This is a genomic window from Lutibacter sp. (assembly GCF_040883305.1).
In the GTDB taxonomy this organism is placed as follows: domain Bacteria; phylum Bacteroidota; class Bacteroidia; order Flavobacteriales; family Flavobacteriaceae; genus Lutibacter.
In genome coordinates this window covers 1-14318 of sequence record NZ_JBFLKT010000286.1, presented here as the reverse complement: position 1 = coordinate 14318, position 14318 = coordinate 1, and the positions used below count along the sequence as shown (strand labels likewise).

The 14318-nt window shown below is 26.3% G+C and carries 16 protein-coding genes, 1 tRNA gene and 1 pseudogene; 8 read left to right on the top strand and 10 right to left on the bottom strand.

The window, feature by feature from the left end:
- Together AB1Z17_RS09160 and AB1Z17_RS09155 are read right to left on the bottom strand one after the other, a co-directional pair.
- Positions 1 to 759: metallophosphoesterase (locus AB1Z17_RS09160; protein WP_368051502.1), on the bottom strand; the 759-nt coding region annotated here is incomplete at its 3' end.
- A 5-nt stretch (positions 760 to 764) separates the two neighbouring features.
- Entirely contained in the window at positions 765 to 1352 is a 588-nt protein-coding gene (locus AB1Z17_RS09155) for a CDP-alcohol phosphatidyltransferase family protein (protein WP_368051501.1), read from the bottom strand.
- Between the two features lie 198 nt (positions 1353 to 1550).
- Between AB1Z17_RS09155 and AB1Z17_RS09150 the strand changes: the two genes are divergently transcribed.
- The 4 genes from AB1Z17_RS09150 to AB1Z17_RS09135 all read left to right on the top strand — a co-directional run bounded on the left by AB1Z17_RS09150 (position 1551) and on the right by AB1Z17_RS09135 (position 6228).
- Entirely contained in the window at positions 1551 to 2798 is a 1248-nt protein-coding gene (locus AB1Z17_RS09150) for an ATP-binding protein (RefSeq protein WP_368051500.1), read from the top strand.
- A complete protein-coding gene (locus tag AB1Z17_RS09145) occupies positions 2795 to 3871 on the top strand; it encodes a response regulator (RefSeq protein WP_368051499.1) in 1077 nt (358 codons plus the stop codon). The genes AB1Z17_RS09150 and AB1Z17_RS09145 overlap by 4 nt, the downstream gene beginning before the upstream one ends.
- An 87-nt stretch (positions 3872 to 3958) precedes the next feature.
- Positions 3959 to 4798 carry a universal stress protein gene (locus tag AB1Z17_RS09140; RefSeq protein ID WP_368051498.1) on the top strand — a complete coding sequence of 280 codons (840 nt, stop codon included), beginning with the start codon at positions 3959 to 3961 and terminating at the stop codon, positions 4796 to 4798.
- Positions 4799 to 5925: 1127 nt separating this feature from the next.
- Entirely contained in the window at positions 5926 to 6228 is a 303-nt protein-coding gene (locus AB1Z17_RS09135; protein WP_368051497.1) for an HPF/RaiA family ribosome-associated protein, read from the top strand.
- Here AB1Z17_RS09135 and AB1Z17_RS09130 read toward each other — a convergent pair.
- The 4 genes from AB1Z17_RS09130 to AB1Z17_RS09115 are packed head-to-tail and all read right to left on the bottom strand — an operon-like array spanning position 6225 to position 8615.
- Positions 6225 to 6884 (bottom strand): phosphoribosyltransferase, encoded by a 660-nt coding sequence (locus AB1Z17_RS09130; protein ID WP_368051496.1) that lies wholly within the window; start codon positions 6882 to 6884, stop codon positions 6225 to 6227. The genes AB1Z17_RS09135 and AB1Z17_RS09130 overlap by 4 nt on opposite strands.
- Positions 6881 to 7525 (bottom strand): dienelactone hydrolase family protein, encoded by a 645-nt coding sequence (locus AB1Z17_RS09125; RefSeq protein WP_368051495.1) that lies wholly within the window; start codon positions 7523 to 7525, stop codon positions 6881 to 6883. Before AB1Z17_RS09125 ends, AB1Z17_RS09130 begins: the two co-directional genes overlap by 4 nt.
- Positions 7526 to 7535: 10 nt before the next feature.
- Entirely contained in the window at positions 7536 to 7982 is a 447-nt protein-coding gene (locus AB1Z17_RS09120; RefSeq protein WP_368051494.1) for a DUF2267 domain-containing protein, read from the bottom strand.
- Between the two features lie 15 nt (positions 7983 to 7997).
- Positions 7998 to 8615: a WG repeat-containing protein gene (locus tag AB1Z17_RS09115; RefSeq protein ID WP_368051493.1), complete on the bottom strand. Its 618-nt coding sequence runs from the start codon at positions 8613 to 8615 to the stop codon at positions 7998 to 8000.
- Positions 8616 to 8807: 192 nt separating this feature from the next.
- Here AB1Z17_RS09115 and AB1Z17_RS09110 point away from each other — a divergent pair, with 192 nt between their 5' ends.
- Together AB1Z17_RS09110 and AB1Z17_RS09105 are read left to right on the top strand one after the other, a co-directional pair.
- On the top strand, positions 8808 to 9224 hold the full coding sequence (locus AB1Z17_RS09110) for a hypothetical protein (protein WP_368051492.1): 417 nt from the start codon (positions 8808 to 8810) through the stop codon (positions 9222 to 9224).
- Between the two features lie 103 nt (positions 9225 to 9327).
- Positions 9328 to 9768, top strand: a complete 441-nt coding sequence (locus AB1Z17_RS09105) for a hypothetical protein (protein ID WP_368051491.1) — start codon at positions 9328 to 9330, stop codon at positions 9766 to 9768.
- Between the two features lie 5 nt (positions 9769 to 9773).
- Here AB1Z17_RS09105 and AB1Z17_RS09100 read toward each other — a convergent pair whose 3' ends face one another.
- The 3 genes from AB1Z17_RS09100 to AB1Z17_RS09090 form a co-directional block, all read right to left on the bottom strand.
- A complete protein-coding gene (locus AB1Z17_RS09100; RefSeq protein WP_368051490.1) occupies positions 9774 to 11816 on the bottom strand; it encodes a tetratricopeptide repeat protein in 2043 nt (680 codons plus the stop codon).
- Between the two features lie 106 nt (positions 11817 to 11922).
- Positions 11923 to 12603: a M15 family metallopeptidase gene (locus AB1Z17_RS09095; RefSeq protein ID WP_368051489.1), complete on the bottom strand. Its 681-nt coding sequence runs from the start codon at positions 12601 to 12603 to the stop codon at positions 11923 to 11925.
- Between the two features lie 35 nt (positions 12604 to 12638).
- A complete protein-coding gene (locus AB1Z17_RS09090) occupies positions 12639 to 13073 on the bottom strand; it encodes a GNAT family N-acetyltransferase (RefSeq protein ID WP_368051488.1) in 435 nt (144 codons plus the stop codon).
- 270 nt (positions 13074 to 13343) lie between these two features.
- Between AB1Z17_RS09090 and AB1Z17_RS09085 the strand changes: the two genes are divergently transcribed.
- Positions 13344 to 13416 (top strand) — tRNA-Gly (locus AB1Z17_RS09085).
- Between the two features lie 46 nt (positions 13417 to 13462).
- On the opposite strand, the gene AB1Z17_RS09080 is transcribed toward AB1Z17_RS09085, so the two are convergent.
- Positions 13463 to 14107: a rhomboid family intramembrane serine protease gene (locus tag AB1Z17_RS09080; protein WP_368051487.1), complete on the bottom strand. Its 645-nt coding sequence runs from the start codon at positions 14105 to 14107 to the stop codon at positions 13463 to 13465.
- A 105-nt stretch (positions 14108 to 14212) separates the two neighbouring features.
- On the opposite strand from AB1Z17_RS09080, the pseudogene AB1Z17_RS09075 reads away from it, so the two are divergent.
- A pseudogene (locus tag AB1Z17_RS09075) lies at positions 14213 to 14318 on the top strand (lipid A biosynthesis acyltransferase); the annotation flags it as partial.

The window sequence follows — 14318 nt, the reverse complement described above, 5'->3', positions numbered from 1 at the left end:
TTCTTGATTTGTTAATTTGGCTTTTTTAGATTTCCAAGAACTGTAATCGCCATAATCGTGATTTCCCAATACTGCAAACTTACCAGTAGTTGCTTTTAATTGCTTAAAAACAGTGCTCCAACCTTTTAATTCCCAGGCATAATTGTTCACCAAATCTCCTGTAAAAAAAATAAAGTCGGGTTTTAACTCATTTATTGTAAGAATTGCCCTCTCTAAAATATGATATCTAAAATTAAAACTTCCTAAATGAAGATCTGAAATATGAACTATCTTCAATCCTTCTAAATCATTTTCTAATTTTTTAAACCTAATTGTAACTTTATGTGTTTTAAAGCGATATAAGGCTCTAAAAATACTATAAACGATTATAAAAAAAGGTAAAAATCCAGCAAATAAACCCATAAATGAAACTACAATTAAAGAAACTGCATCAGATAAAAAAGTATTGGTTATATTAATTATGGTGCTAAAAATTATAAAAATTAATTTGGGGATTAAAGACGAAATTACCAACCCATATAACCAGGAAGTAATTAATTGTTTTCTGTGTGGATTAAATGCATTTAGGTTTACTTTTAAAAAAATAATTGAACTAATTAAACCTATAGTAAAGAGCCAAAAAAAAATATAAATTAATATTTTTAAAAAAGAAAAAGGAATTAGTTGTGTTATAGAAAGCAACCAATAAAAAGTAACTACATCAATAATAAGAATTAACAAACACAATAAAATTATAATATAAAGTGGATAACTTCGCATACAATTTATGTTTTTTTATTTCTACGTTTATCTTTTATTGCCCAGTAAATTCCTTTAACACCAGCCACCCAATTATCGTACATAAAAATAAGTGTAATTTCTTCAATAGTTTCTAATATTCCTATCAGAATCATTACATAAAATAGCCAGTAAATTGGTTCAAAAAACAACAACCAAAGTATAAAAGCGCTTTGTACAATGGCAGATAATTTTGCTAAATATGTGTGAAATGCGGTTGCCTTTCCATATTTTATAAAAGCAATTAACATTTGAATAAGGTAGGGAGAAAATGAAATAATTATTAACACATAATTAGTTTTAATAAAATCATACTCAAAAATTAAAATTCCTATCAAACCAAGTGTAAACGTAATTTGATCTCCAAACGAATCTAACTGCGAACCTCTAGGACTTGTAATTTGTAATTTTCTGGCAATAAAACCATCAATAGCATCGGTACAGTAACTTATTAATAAAAACCACGAAAAAAGGTTTCTTTCATTTAAAATTAACAAAACTATTAATAAAGGCGCTGCCGCAATTCTGTAAAATGAAAACCAATCTGCAATATTATAATTTTTAAAGGTGAGCATTTCTTATTATTTTGTTTAGTCACTCATTATTTGTTTTAAATAGCACAATTGAAAATGATATTCAACATAAATTTAAAGCCTTAACTAACAATACAAAATGATAATTATCAATTAATTATAAAAATAAAGTGTAAAATATTCTATTGTTAACAATTTTTTTCCGAAATTTAATATCCATAATGGATTAGAATTTGTTGTATGTTTTTTCAAAATCGAAATATTTTTAATATTCTTTTTGAAGCAATTCCAGAAGGAGTAATTATTGTTGATGAGGCTCAAACTATTTTAGCGGCCAATTCATCAGCAGAATCAATGTTTGGTTATAATGAAAAAGAACTATCTAATAAAAAATTAGACATTTTAATTCCTAAAGAAATCATTGATGTTCACAAACATCATTTTTCTAAATTTATTAATAGTAATAACATTAGAAAAATAACACACAATTCCAATTTAAGAGGTGTTAAAAAGAATAATACACAGTTTCCTATTGAAATTGGTTTAAACCCCTTTTCTGTTGAAAACAATAATTTTGTGCTTGCTTTATTAATAGATATTACCCTTCGAAAAAAAACTGAAAAAAAAATTGAGACTTTAAATACGCAATTAGAGAAACAAGTTACACAAAGAACCTTTCAACTAAAAAACACAATAAAACAATTAAAACTGCTTAATTTAAACTATAAAAAAGAAATAGTTAAAAGAGTTCAAGCAGAAAATAAAATTAAACTTACTCTAAAAAAGGAGCAAGAACTTAGCAAGCTTAAAACCAAATTCTTAACCTTAGTTTCTCATGAGTTTAAGACACCTTTAAGTGGTATTTTAACTTCAACTATGTTATTAAATAAATACCAGCTAAAAAGTGAACAAAACAGAAGAGCAAAACATATAAAAACAATAGAAAGTAAAGTACATTATTTAGATAATATTTTAAACGATTTTTTATCTGTAGAACGTTTAGATGCTAACGAAGTAAACTATAAAATCACAAAATTTAATTTAAGTAACGTTATAAATGAAGTTGTTTACAATACAAATATACTCTTAAAAAGTGGACAAAAAATTAACATACCTCAAAACATCGATAACTTTATTTTACAACAAGATAAAATTATTTTAGAACTAATTTTATCTAATCTAATGTATAACGCTGTAAAATATTCCCCAGAAAATTCAACCATAGACGTTAAAATAATTAAGAATGGAAAAAATATTTCATTTGCAATTATTGATACAGGAATTGGAATCCCCTTAAACGATCAAAATTATATATTTAATCGTTATTTCAGAGCCGAAAATGCACTCAACACCCAAGGTACGGGAATTGGTTTAAGCATTGTAAAAGCCCATGTAGAAAATTTAGGCGGAACCATTAGTTTTAAAAGTAAAGAACACAAAGGTTCTGTCTTTACACTTAAACTACCTATAATAAACAACACGTTATGAAAAAAGTATTATTAATTGAAGACGATACGGTTGTTAGAGAAAACACAGCCGAACTATTAGAACTCGCAAGCTATACAGTAATTACTGCCGAAAACGGTAAAACTGGTGTGGCTAAAGCAAAAAAGCACCTGCCTGATATAATTATCTGCGATATTATGATGCCCGAATTAAATGGCTATGGTGTGCTGCATATTCTCTCTAAAGAAGAATCAACCAAACAAATACCTTTTATATTCCTTTCGGCTAAAACAGAATATAAAGATATGAGAAAAGGAATGGATTTGGGAGCAGATGATTATATAACAAAACCTTTTGATGAATCTGAAATTTATAGTGCTATTGAAAGTCGTCTGGCAAAAGTGGCCATATTTAATGAAAATAAAGAAAAACAAATAACTCAAATAGCTACAGAAAATGTTGAAGAGTTTCTATTTCAACCAAATGAAATAAGAACAATAGAGCAATTAAGAATCTATTTTACAGAAAATGTTGAAGAGTTTTTATTTCAACCAAATGAAATTATTTATAATGAAGGAGACAACTCTAATTACGTTTACCTAATTAATACAGGGGTGGTTAAAACATATAAAATAGACGAACAAGGCAAAGAATTAATAACTTCTATTAATAAAGAAAATGATTTTTTTGGGTTTACATCTTTTACTCATAATATAAATTACAAAGAAGCTGCAGCTGCAATTGAAAATGTAACAACTTTTAGGTTAACAAAAAATGAACTTCAAAGTTTATTAGAAAAAAACCATTTTTTAACATTAGAATTAATAGATTATTTATCTGATAATGTATCTGAAATAAAAGAACATTTATTAGAAATGGCATACAGTTCCGTTAGAAGAAAAACAGCAAGTACCATTTTACAATTTTCAAAAAAAATAAAAAAATCTCCGACCGATAATCCTAAAATTTCTAGAAGCGATTTAGCAAGTATTGCCGGAATTGCAACTGAAACATTCATTAGAACACTTTCCGATTTTAAAAAAGAAGGTATTATAGAAATTGAAGGAAGAAACATAAAAATTATTAATCTTGATAAATTAAAAAAGATTAATTAGGTCAATCTTTTGTTAGAATTGATAATTATCATTTAACACGTTGTTTTTCAGTCTTAAATTAGAGTATTCATTCAATACCTTATAAAGATGAAAAATATACTAATACCTACCGATTTTTCAGAAAACTCTTGGAATGCAATTAAATATGCATTACGTTTTTTTAAAAAAACTCCCTGTAATTTTTATTTATTACACGTAACATTAATTCCAAATTATGCTGCCGGAGATGTGCCTATAATTCCAACAGAAACTGTACTTGAAAACACACTTCTAAAGCAAGCTAAAACAGAATTAAAACAACTGCAAAAAAAGATTCAGGAAAAAGTTCCCAATCCAAACCATCATTTTTTCTCAATTTCTAAATACAATTTTTTTATAGAGGCAGTTAGAGAAGAGGTAAAAGAAAAAGAAATTGATTTAATTGTGATGGGAACTAAAGGTGCTTCGGGTTTAGCTGAAGTAATTATTGGAAGCAATACAGGCGATTTAATAACAAAAGTTAAATGTCCGGTTTTAATAATTCCCGAAAAAGCAGTCTTTAAAATTCCTGTAGAAATTGCATTTCCAACGGATTATAACATTTTTTACGAACCTACAATTTTAAAAAATATTTCTGAATTTATAAAAATGTATAACTCTTCAATTAGAATATTACATGTAACTAAGAAAAACGAAACATTGTCTGAATTTCAATTGGGAAACAGAGAATTTTTAAACGATTATTTTTTAGATGAAAACCATAGTTTCCATAGAGTTACATCAAAAAAAGTTGAAAATGGTGTACAGTGTTTTGTTGAAAGCAGAAATATTGATTTAATTATAATGGTTGCAAAAAACCTAAGCCTTTTTCAACGTATTTTATTTAAACCTACTGTTGAAGAAATCAGTTATCATATAGAAATTCCATTTCTTGTATTGCACGAATAAATTATAATATTATGGAAAATATATCACTTTTTTTAGCAAAATTTTGGGGTTGGTACTTAATTATCTTTTTCTTTATTTTAAGTTTCAACCCTAAAAGAAGTGTCCAAATAATTAAAGATCTCGAAGATCAGAAATTTACAATTCTTATTTCATTTTTATCCATAATTATTGGGCTACTAAACATCTTATTCCATAATTTATGGAAAGGTGATTACAGATTAATCATTACGCTAATAGGTTGGTTTGCTCTGTTAAATGGATTGGCATTATTTATATTTCCACAACATACTATATCCTGGATAAATTATATGAATATAAAATTTATACAAGTAATATATATCTTATTATTTTTTATTGGAATTTTTCTTTTAAATATGGGATACGGCATAATTTTGTTTTAATACAATAGCTGATAACAATCATACTTATAATTGACGACAATCATATGATTTTTAAAAACTCCACCCTACTTTTGAGTAATAAATAAAAAAAGTTCTTTGATAGTTAAATTAAACTTTTTTAAAAACATTTAATGTAAAAGCATTAAAAAAAGTTAAGGTTTTAAGAGGGTGTTTATAGGTTATAATTTTAGTATTGTTTGTAAAAAAATCAGTTTTAAAATTGTTTGAATGGTTAGTTCACACTTAAAATCTTATAAGGGAAACAGGAAGTTTCGACTTCCTGTTTCTTAAAAAAATGAAGAGTTTCAATAGTTATTAATTAGTAGATTTATAATGTGGTTAATGAAAAAAAACAATTTTATAAATTGTTAGAACATTAAATATTGAACCTCTTTTAGAAGAAGTTGTCTAAAAAAATGAAGTAGTTATTAGCGGTAAAAAAAAATCCGTTTGTAAAAGATTAGATTGATTTACTGTTTCTATAAATAAAACCTTTTAAGCAACTTCTTCTTATTATAGTTGAAATGAATTAGAGAAAGTCTGCATAAAGTGTTATGCAGTTTATTAAAGAGTATAAAGCACTATTTAATTGCATTTGTTTGGGTTAATTTTGAAATAAAATATATTCAACAAGGCAAATTTAAATGGTAAAATTAAACTCTTTAAAAGGAAGCAGGGAACTTGAAAAAATTCCCTGTTTCTTATTTTAACTTAAAAAATAAAACTATGACAATTAGCGTACAATTTGAAAAAATGCCAACCAATGATTCTATTGAAGCTCTGGTAATTAAAAAACTTCAAAAACTTAGCAAAAAATTTGATTGGATTATTGCTGCGAAAGCATTTTATAAGTTAGAAAAAGACCCAAAAGGAAAAGGGAAAATCTGCCGGATAGAGTTAAGTCTTCCAGGACCAAAAATAGTTGCATTTTCTAACGAAGAAACTTTTGAAGAGGCTACGGACGAAACTATTCGCGATTTAAAAGTACAGTTAAACAAAAGAAAAGGAGAAATGAAACCCTTTGCTTAAAAATGGAGCTTATCTATTTTTAAATTTGCATTCGCTTTTTTTAACAAATCAATAACTTGAGAATCATCAACCTGTGTAAATACTTCGAAAAATTGACCAACAGCCTGAAAACCTCTAGGTTCTAACAAACAAATAGTCACATCTACAGCAGGTAAGGCTTTAATCTTTTTTAATGCTGAAGGAGGAGCTACTGGAAGGGCTACAATTATTTTTAAAGGTACTGCAAGTTTAATTAGTTCTATACTCGCAATTAAGGTATTTCCTGTTGCAACACCATCATCTACAATAATTACAGTTTTATTTTTAAAATTAATTGGCTTTTTAGTACCATAAAATTGCTGTTGCCTTTGTTTTAAAATACCTCTTATTTTTTTAATCTCTTTTTCAACATATTTATTTGAAATTCCTGGCACAGCTTCACTTAAAATATAACTATCTAACGTTACGGCTCCTATTGCGTATTCCTTATTAAAAGGATGTCCTATTTTTTTTGAAAGAACAATTTCTAATGGAAGGTTTAATTTTTTACAAATTTGGTATCCTACAGGAACACCACCTCTAGGAATTGCAACAATTACAGTATCTTTTTTATTACTATAATTCACCAATTTATCAGCCAATAAATCACCTGCTTCTTCTCTATTTTTAAACATCATATATATTTATTAAACCAATCTCCCGAAAGTTTGGCTACAATTTCTAATTTACCCTTTTCTTCAAATAAATGAGAAGCTCCTTCAATAATTTTAAGTTCACAAATACCTGATATTTTAGCTTTTGCAATTTTATTTAATTCAATTACCGCTTCATCTTTTGCTCCAACTAATAATAAAGTTGGTGTCTTAACTTTGTCAAGTACATCAAATGCAAGATCTGGTCTGCCTCCTCTAGAAACAATAGCTTTAATAAATTTATCAGACATACTCGCTGCTGTTAATGCAGAAGCTGCACCTGTACTCGCTCCAAAATAACAAATGCTTAAATGTTTAGTTTCTTCATTAGATCGCACCCATTTTGTAACCTTGGCTAATCTACCAGAAAGTAACTTAATATTAAACCTGTTTTCGTAAATAAGATCTTCTGTAGTTGTTAAAAGATCGAAAAGCAGGCTAGAAAAACCCATATTTAATAGCAAACCTGCAACATAATTATTTCTAATACTTAACCTACTGCTTCCGCTTCCGTGAGAAAAAATAATAATTCCTTTGCTATTGTCGGCCAAACGTAAATTCCCTTTTAATTTAACGGAATCAACATTTAAATCTATTTCTTTATATATTTCTTTTATTGCATTCATTTTAAACATTTTAGAACATAAAATTATGATACACTATAGATTTTAAATCTTTTGGTAACTCACTTCTAATATCTTCCATTTCTCCTAAAGAAATAAACTTGCGCAATAGAATAAAAGTAGTGTGTATGTAGTTTTCTGTCTGTTCTTCATTTTCAAAATCATGGAAGGCAGTTACACCATTAAAATCTCTAATTAAATCTATAAATTCTTCCATGTTTTTAACCCTTTTTTTCTTATGGCTAGACCATCCATTTACATATACTGCCTTTAAAAACATTGGAAACTGCGCAATTAATTGTAAAGATTCTTGTATTGAAATAATTTCACGTAAACCGTGCAAAACAGATGTTAAAATTCTGCCTGCTTTATCTGTGTCATTCTTAAGGTTTAATTCTTTCGTATACTCCTTTAAAAAAGAATTCGCTTCTGCTGCAAATTGATTGAAATTTAGTGACATACTATTTTTTTTAAGTTAAAATTGATAAACATCCCATTTCATATCGTGTTTTTGTGCTGCAACTATTCCTGGTGCAATAAATTTAGAATGAAATACTGGCGGTACTATAGATTTTCTTTTTTGCAAATTATATTTAAAAGGGTTTTCTAAATACCGTACTTTTTCACCCATAGTATTTATTACAAATTCTTCAATATTAGAAGAAATTATATTTTTATTTAAGAGCTTATTAAAACCAATAACTTCTAAAGATGGAGCAATAATTAGTGCATGTCCATTTTCAAAATTGGTAGCGTTTAAAAATTGCGGAACTATAACTATTGTACCTGTTTTATCTATGTAACCATAATAATAAATTTCATCTATTAGTTTTTTAATTAGGCATCTGTTATCTTTAAATACTGGATAAGAGCTCAATTCACCTTGATTGTTTAGATTATTTGACACTACCAAATCACTTCTATAATCAATTACTAACTCGCCTTGTTTATTAATAAATCCCCATTGATTGTTTTTTTGTACTGCAGCTAAATCTTCTTGAAATGGATAAACTTCATCAACATCATTCATTATTTGTGCAATACTTGAAGTAGCAATTTGAAGGAAAAAAATTATAATTAGTAAATTTTTCATGACACTTTATGTTTTTATTTTCTATAAAGCTATATATAGTATGAAGTCTTTAAAATGATTTTGCTCAATTTTAAAAAAAATCTATCGAAATAATTAAAGAAAATATAGAAAATACTAGTTTCCAGGCTTGATGAATATCATTTTAGAACTTGAAATTCTAAAGTAACTTAGAGCATCATTAATTAATGAAGTATGACAACCGATTTGAATTTTAGCAATGATAATTTTATTAAAAATGCAGAGGACTTTGCATATAAATTGGAAATATGGGTTTCATATTTAGCTTTTTTTAAAACTGAAATTGAATTCTTAAAAAAAATTATAAACACCTACCCTTTTCAATCAAATGTTCGAAACTTGTTCGAAAACATTCAAATTTATAGTAAAAACTTAGATAGTTTTGAGTCTAAAAGATTGTTGATTTTAAAGAAATCATCTCGCTTAAAACAGCAAATAACAAAAAATGAGAAGGAGGAAATTCAAAAAAAATATATTCAACTTGTAAATGAATTTAACAAGATCGAGGATGAAATACTAACTTTTATAGAAACCTATAATAATTTAAAAAATACTATTTACAACTATGTTTATGCACTATTACCTGCTTAATTTATTAAAAGTAAGCACAATTGCTCTAAAATGATGTACATCATTTTTAACGCACCGAATAGTCCTTAATTTTATAATACATAATTTATTAAAATCTATAAAAATGAAGACAATATTAAAAAATGGAAAAAATGGGAACTCTAATAATAAATCAATTGAAGAATTACATGAAAATTCTAAAACATGGCTCTCTGAAATAGATTTTATTAGTTATGAAATTCAATTTTTAAAGCATCTACTGGGTGCAAAATATATTGATTGCTTAGATGCAGGTTTACATGAGCGCATTAAAGAATTTACTAAAGAAATATTTGAAAAAAAGAATGATTGTATAAGTCTTAAAGAAAAAGTACTAAAGCATGAAGTTCAAATATCAAAATTAATTGATCGAGATGATGAAAGTAAGAAGAACTTTTTAGAAACACATACCAATCTAGCTTTAAAAATAAATAAATTTATAAGTAGTTATAAATATCTTAAAATGCAATTATTTGAAATATTAGAAGATACCCTTGAAAAAAAAAGGCAAAAGAAGTTAACTTAAAAAAGTTATTCTTGATAAACCGGTAAAGAAAACAGAAACTCACTACCTTTATTTAACGTGCTTTTAACCCAAATTTTACCGCCATTTTTTTCAATAAAATCTTTACAGAGAATTAGACCAAGCCCAGATCCTTGCTCGTTAGCTGTACCTATACCACAATTTTTGTTTTCAATATTAAATAAATTTTCAATATAATCTTGGGTCATACCTACTCCATTATCTTTAATTGAAATAATTACAAAATTGTCTTTAAAACTTGAACTTATATGAATTTCACCTTTTGGTTTTGTAAATTTAATTGCGTTAGATAATAAATTTCTAAGAATTGTATTTAACATATTCACATCGGCGTTTACATATAAATTATGATATACATTGTTGTAAAGACTAATATCTTTATTCATTGCCTGAATTTCAACCAAAGAAATAACATTCGAAACTTGTTTTACCAATTCTATTTTAACTGGATAAAATTTTATAGTTCCCGATTGTGAATTTGCCCAAATTAATAGGTTATTTAATAAATCTGAAGCCTTGGTTGTTGAACCTTTAATAATTTTTAAAAATTTAAGTCGTTTTTCTTCATCATAAATTGCAATGTTTTCTATCAACAATTCTGTAAAACCTTTAATAGAATTAAATGGATTTTTTAAATCGTGCGCAATAATTGAGAAAAATTTATCTTTAGTATCGTTCAATAATTTTAAATTATCTGTTTGAAGTTTAATTTCTTCATTCATTCTTTGAATTTGATAATTTCTAAATTCTAATAAATTATAGGCCTTCTTTTTTGATGTTTGCTGATAAATTAAAATCACAACAAAAAAACCAAAAATTGAAATTGCAATAACTAAAAAATACATTATTTTCTTTTCATTTTCATTTTTTAATGAAAGTTTATTAATCTTGAAATTAGACTCTTCTAATTTATTCAAAGCATTAAATAACAGAACTTTTTTTCTTTTATTGGTTTTTAAAATAGTGTCATTTATTACAGTATATTGCTTTAAAATATCTAAAGCTTTTAACTTATTGCCACTTTTTTCATGGGCAAAAGACAAGTTTTTTAGGTTATCTTTTTTTATTTCTAACAAACCTAATTTATTAGATATGTCCAGACTTTTATTTCCGTAAAATATTGCGCTATCATAATTCTCAGCGCTATTTTCCAAATCTGAAAGATTAAAATAAATTAATGCTTTTAAATCTTCTTTATTATATAATTCAGTTGTTTTATCCAGAGCTTTATTAAAATAAATTTTAGCATCTTCATACTTATTTAATTTCATATAATAATCTCCAATATTATTATAATTTAATGCAATGCCTTCTACATCTTCTATAACATTCTGTAATTCAATAGATTTAAAATAATATTCAACAGCATTAGAAGTAGCATCTGAATCTGTAATTGCGTTTGCAATATTTGTATAGGTTGCTGAAATACCAAGCGTATCTTTTAAATTTATATAGATATCTAAGGCATCATTATAATATTTTTTTGCAAAATTATAATTTTCATTTTCATAATATAAATTTCCAATATCAATAAAATTATAGGCTACACCTATTTTGTCATTCAATTTACGACAAAGTATTAAAGATTTAAAATAATAATCAATTGCTTTGTCTCCTTCTGTTAAAATTGAGTAATTATATCCTATTAAATTTTTAATTTGGGCTACCATTTTCAATTCATTTAACGCTTCATAATTTATGAGTGCCTCGTTAAAATATTCAATGGCTTTATTATATTTATACGTTTCCTGATGAAATATTGCAATATTAAATAGACATTCGGCTATTTGAGCTTTAGAATCAATACTCTTAGCCAATTCTAAAGCATTTGCATAAAAGTAGTACGATGAATCTATTTTTTCTGAATAATAATGTGTATTTGCAATTTCAATAATTTCTGCAACTCGAATAGAATCTACATTTTTATTGTTAGGATTTTCAGGAATATCTTTGTGGTTACTAAAAAAAATAGAAGCACTGCTTTTAAAAGTAATTAGAAATAGAATTAAAAAAGCACTATTTTTTATCATGTAATAGGGTGATATGACTAAAAATTAATTAACGACTTCTTGTTTGTTTTAATAAACACTCAAATTTAATCTATTTTTTTGAATAATAAGTTTCCATCTCAAAATGTTAATTATCTAATAGACTTGGATTTATATCCAAAACATTTTCTGAAGTGTATTTAGCTAAAAATACTTTTGTTAAATATTGATTGCCATTTAATTCTAAATTTTTATAAAATGCAATTAAATCTATTTTTTTAAATGCTTTGAGCATAGGTTCAGATAAAGGCTTGTAGGTATAATGCCAAGGTTCGTATTTAAACCCTTTTCTGTCTGAATTTTTAGTATAAACTAAATAAAACCCATAAGATTCAGCGTTTTTATCCATCCATTTTTTTAGTTCAAAATATGGACCATCCTCGTCATAATTACTTTCAACTAATAAATTATTTGGAGCTTTAACCGAAGCATCTATAATATCAATATCTGTTCCCCAATGATGTCTTGAAGAACCGGGAAGTGTCGAGTATTCAATTATTTTTTGTAATGCTGCATTTGGCATTATACCCTGTGATATGTATAAATTGTATTTTCTATTCCAAATTTTTTTTTGACGACTAAAACTTCTGTAACCAGAAACAATTTTAATAGTGACAGCTTCTTTTAAAGCAGCTTCTTTCATCTCTTGAAAAGCATTAAAAGCTTCCTTTTGCAATTTAATCGATGTGCCGACCAAGGTCAAATCTCCTCTACCAGTTAATGCCTTTACACTATATTGGTTCTGAGATAAAACTTTAAAATTCAGCATTAAAATAAAACAACATAAAAAATATCGTAGCATCGTTAAGTTAAATATTTATACATAATATAATGATCTCCAATTAATGGGATATCAAATTTCTCTCCAAAAGTTTTAAAACCTTGTTTTTTATAAAAATTAACTGCAATAATACGTGCATTGCACCATAAACAATTAATATTCAATGGCTTTAAAATCTCCTCAGCTTTTATAATTAACTGTTTTCCAAGTCCAAAACCTTGATATTTTGTTAAAGTAGCCATCCCTCTTAATTGAAATTGAGAACCTTTAAAATGACTGTTTTTTACTTTCATAAAACTTGAAACGGCAATTAGCTTGTCATCTTTAAAAGCGCCAAGATGAAAAGTATCCGTATCTAAATCTCCATTAAACTTATAGGGTAAATCTATATCTTTTCTTAAAACTTCTAATCTAATGGCATAGGTTTCTTGTGCACTAATATTTTTAATTTCTATCATTTCTAATTTTATAAAAAACGTTTATTTAATGTAGCTTATATTATTCTATGGATTGGTTCCATATTACCAGCCTTCAAAAAAATAACTATAACAGCTAATTTAGTATTAAAATTGAACTTATTGAAATTAAATTAATTCAAATAATGTTTAAAATAAACATTAAAATAGTATCATTTAAAAGTTTAAATCTTACAAGTCAAAAATATTTTAAATTTCTTAAAAAAACGTTTGTTAAAGTTAAAAAGGATTGTATATTTGCCTCACCAAAATGCGAGAGTAGCTCAGTTGGTAGAGCTTCAGCCTTCCAAGCTGACTGTCGCCGGTTCGAGCCCGGTCTCTCGCTCAAAAAAAAGCCAAACAAAAGTTTGGCTTTTTTTATTTTAAAAAGGTTATTTTAAACGATTTCCAAAAAGTAACAATAACACAATTGGTACTCCTAAAATTACAACTGTAAAAGTACTGTTTAAAAAAACTTCTGGATACACTAATAATGTTAATAAAAAGCCACCAATTGCTCCTCCTAGATGCGCTGTATGACCGATATTGCCCAATTTCTTTTTCATTCCATAAACGGAATAAAGAATATAACCAATTCCAAAAATATACCCTGGAATAGGTATTGGTAAAGGAAAAATCATTAAACTCATGGTTGGATTCAATAAAATTGAACCATAAATAATACCGGCAACCGCTCCAGAAGCACCAACGGCAGTATAATACAATTCGTTTTTATGATATGTTAGGGTTAAAACGCTTCCAACAATTAAACTTCCAAAATATAGAATTAAAAATTTAATCACTCCTAATTTTAAGATTATAATTGGTGCAAAAATGTACAAAACGTACATATTCAAAATTAAATGCAAGTAATCTACATGCAAAAACCCTGAAGTTAACATTCTAATTTTTTCACCTTTATTAATGGCTCCAATCTGAAATTTATACTTGTCAAAAAATATACGATCACTAAAACCCTTTATCGAGGCAATTACATTAGCAATAATTAGAATTAACAGTATTTTATCTATATTCATTTAAATTATTTTTAGACGATTGCACGAATGTATAAAAAATTGATGATATTGAATTAATTGTTTATCAAGAAACAAAAATTAAATGCGATATTTGCATCTATTAATATGGATTTACTTATTTACATACTTGTTTACCCAATAATTTGGTTGCTTTCTATTTTACCTTTTAGAATATTATATATTATTTCTGATGGTGTTTATTTATTAGTAT

Coding starts and splice junctions, on each gene's coding strand:
- AB1Z17_RS09145 (WP_368051499.1), top strand. CDS start 2,795: ATGAAAAAAGTATTATTAATTGAAGACGATACGGTTGTTAGAGAAAAC.
- AB1Z17_RS09155 (WP_368051501.1), bottom strand. CDS start 1,352: ATGCTCACCTTTAAAAATTATAATATTGCAGATTGGTTTTCATTTTAC.
- AB1Z17_RS09080 (WP_368051487.1), bottom strand. CDS start 14,107: ATGAATATAGATAAAATACTGTTAATTCTAATTATTGCTAATGTAATT.
- AB1Z17_RS09140 (WP_368051498.1), top strand. CDS start 3,959: ATGAAAAATATACTAATACCTACCGATTTTTCAGAAAACTCTTGGAAT.
- AB1Z17_RS09120 (WP_368051494.1), bottom strand. CDS start 7,982: ATGTCACTAAATTTCAATCAATTTGCAGCAGAAGCGAATTCTTTTTTA.
- AB1Z17_RS09105 (WP_368051491.1), top strand. CDS start 9,328: ATGAAGACAATATTAAAAAATGGAAAAAATGGGAACTCTAATAATAAA.
- AB1Z17_RS09125 (WP_368051495.1), bottom strand. CDS start 7,525: ATGAATGCAATAAAAGAAATATATAAAGAAATAGATTTAAATGTTGAT.
- AB1Z17_RS09115 (WP_368051493.1), bottom strand. CDS start 8,615: ATGAAAAATTTACTAATTATAATTTTTTTCCTTCAAATTGCTACTTCA.
- AB1Z17_RS09095 (WP_368051489.1), bottom strand. CDS start 12,603: ATGCTGAATTTTAAAGTTTTATCTCAGAACCAATATAGTGTAAAGGCA.
- AB1Z17_RS09130 (WP_368051496.1), bottom strand. CDS start 6,884: ATGATGTTTAAAAATAGAGAAGAAGCAGGTGATTTATTGGCTGATAAA.
- AB1Z17_RS09110 (WP_368051492.1), top strand. CDS start 8,808: ATGACAACCGATTTGAATTTTAGCAATGATAATTTTATTAAAAATGCA.
- AB1Z17_RS09135 (WP_368051497.1), top strand. CDS start 5,926: ATGACAATTAGCGTACAATTTGAAAAAATGCCAACCAATGATTCTATT.
- AB1Z17_RS09100 (WP_368051490.1), bottom strand. CDS start 11,816: ATGATAAAAAATAGTGCTTTTTTAATTCTATTTCTAATTACTTTTAAA.
- AB1Z17_RS09150 (WP_368051500.1), top strand. CDS start 1,551: ATGTTTTTTCAAAATCGAAATATTTTTAATATTCTTTTTGAAGCAATT.
- AB1Z17_RS09090 (WP_368051488.1), bottom strand. CDS start 13,073: ATGATAGAAATTAAAAATATTAGTGCACAAGAAACCTATGCCATTAGA.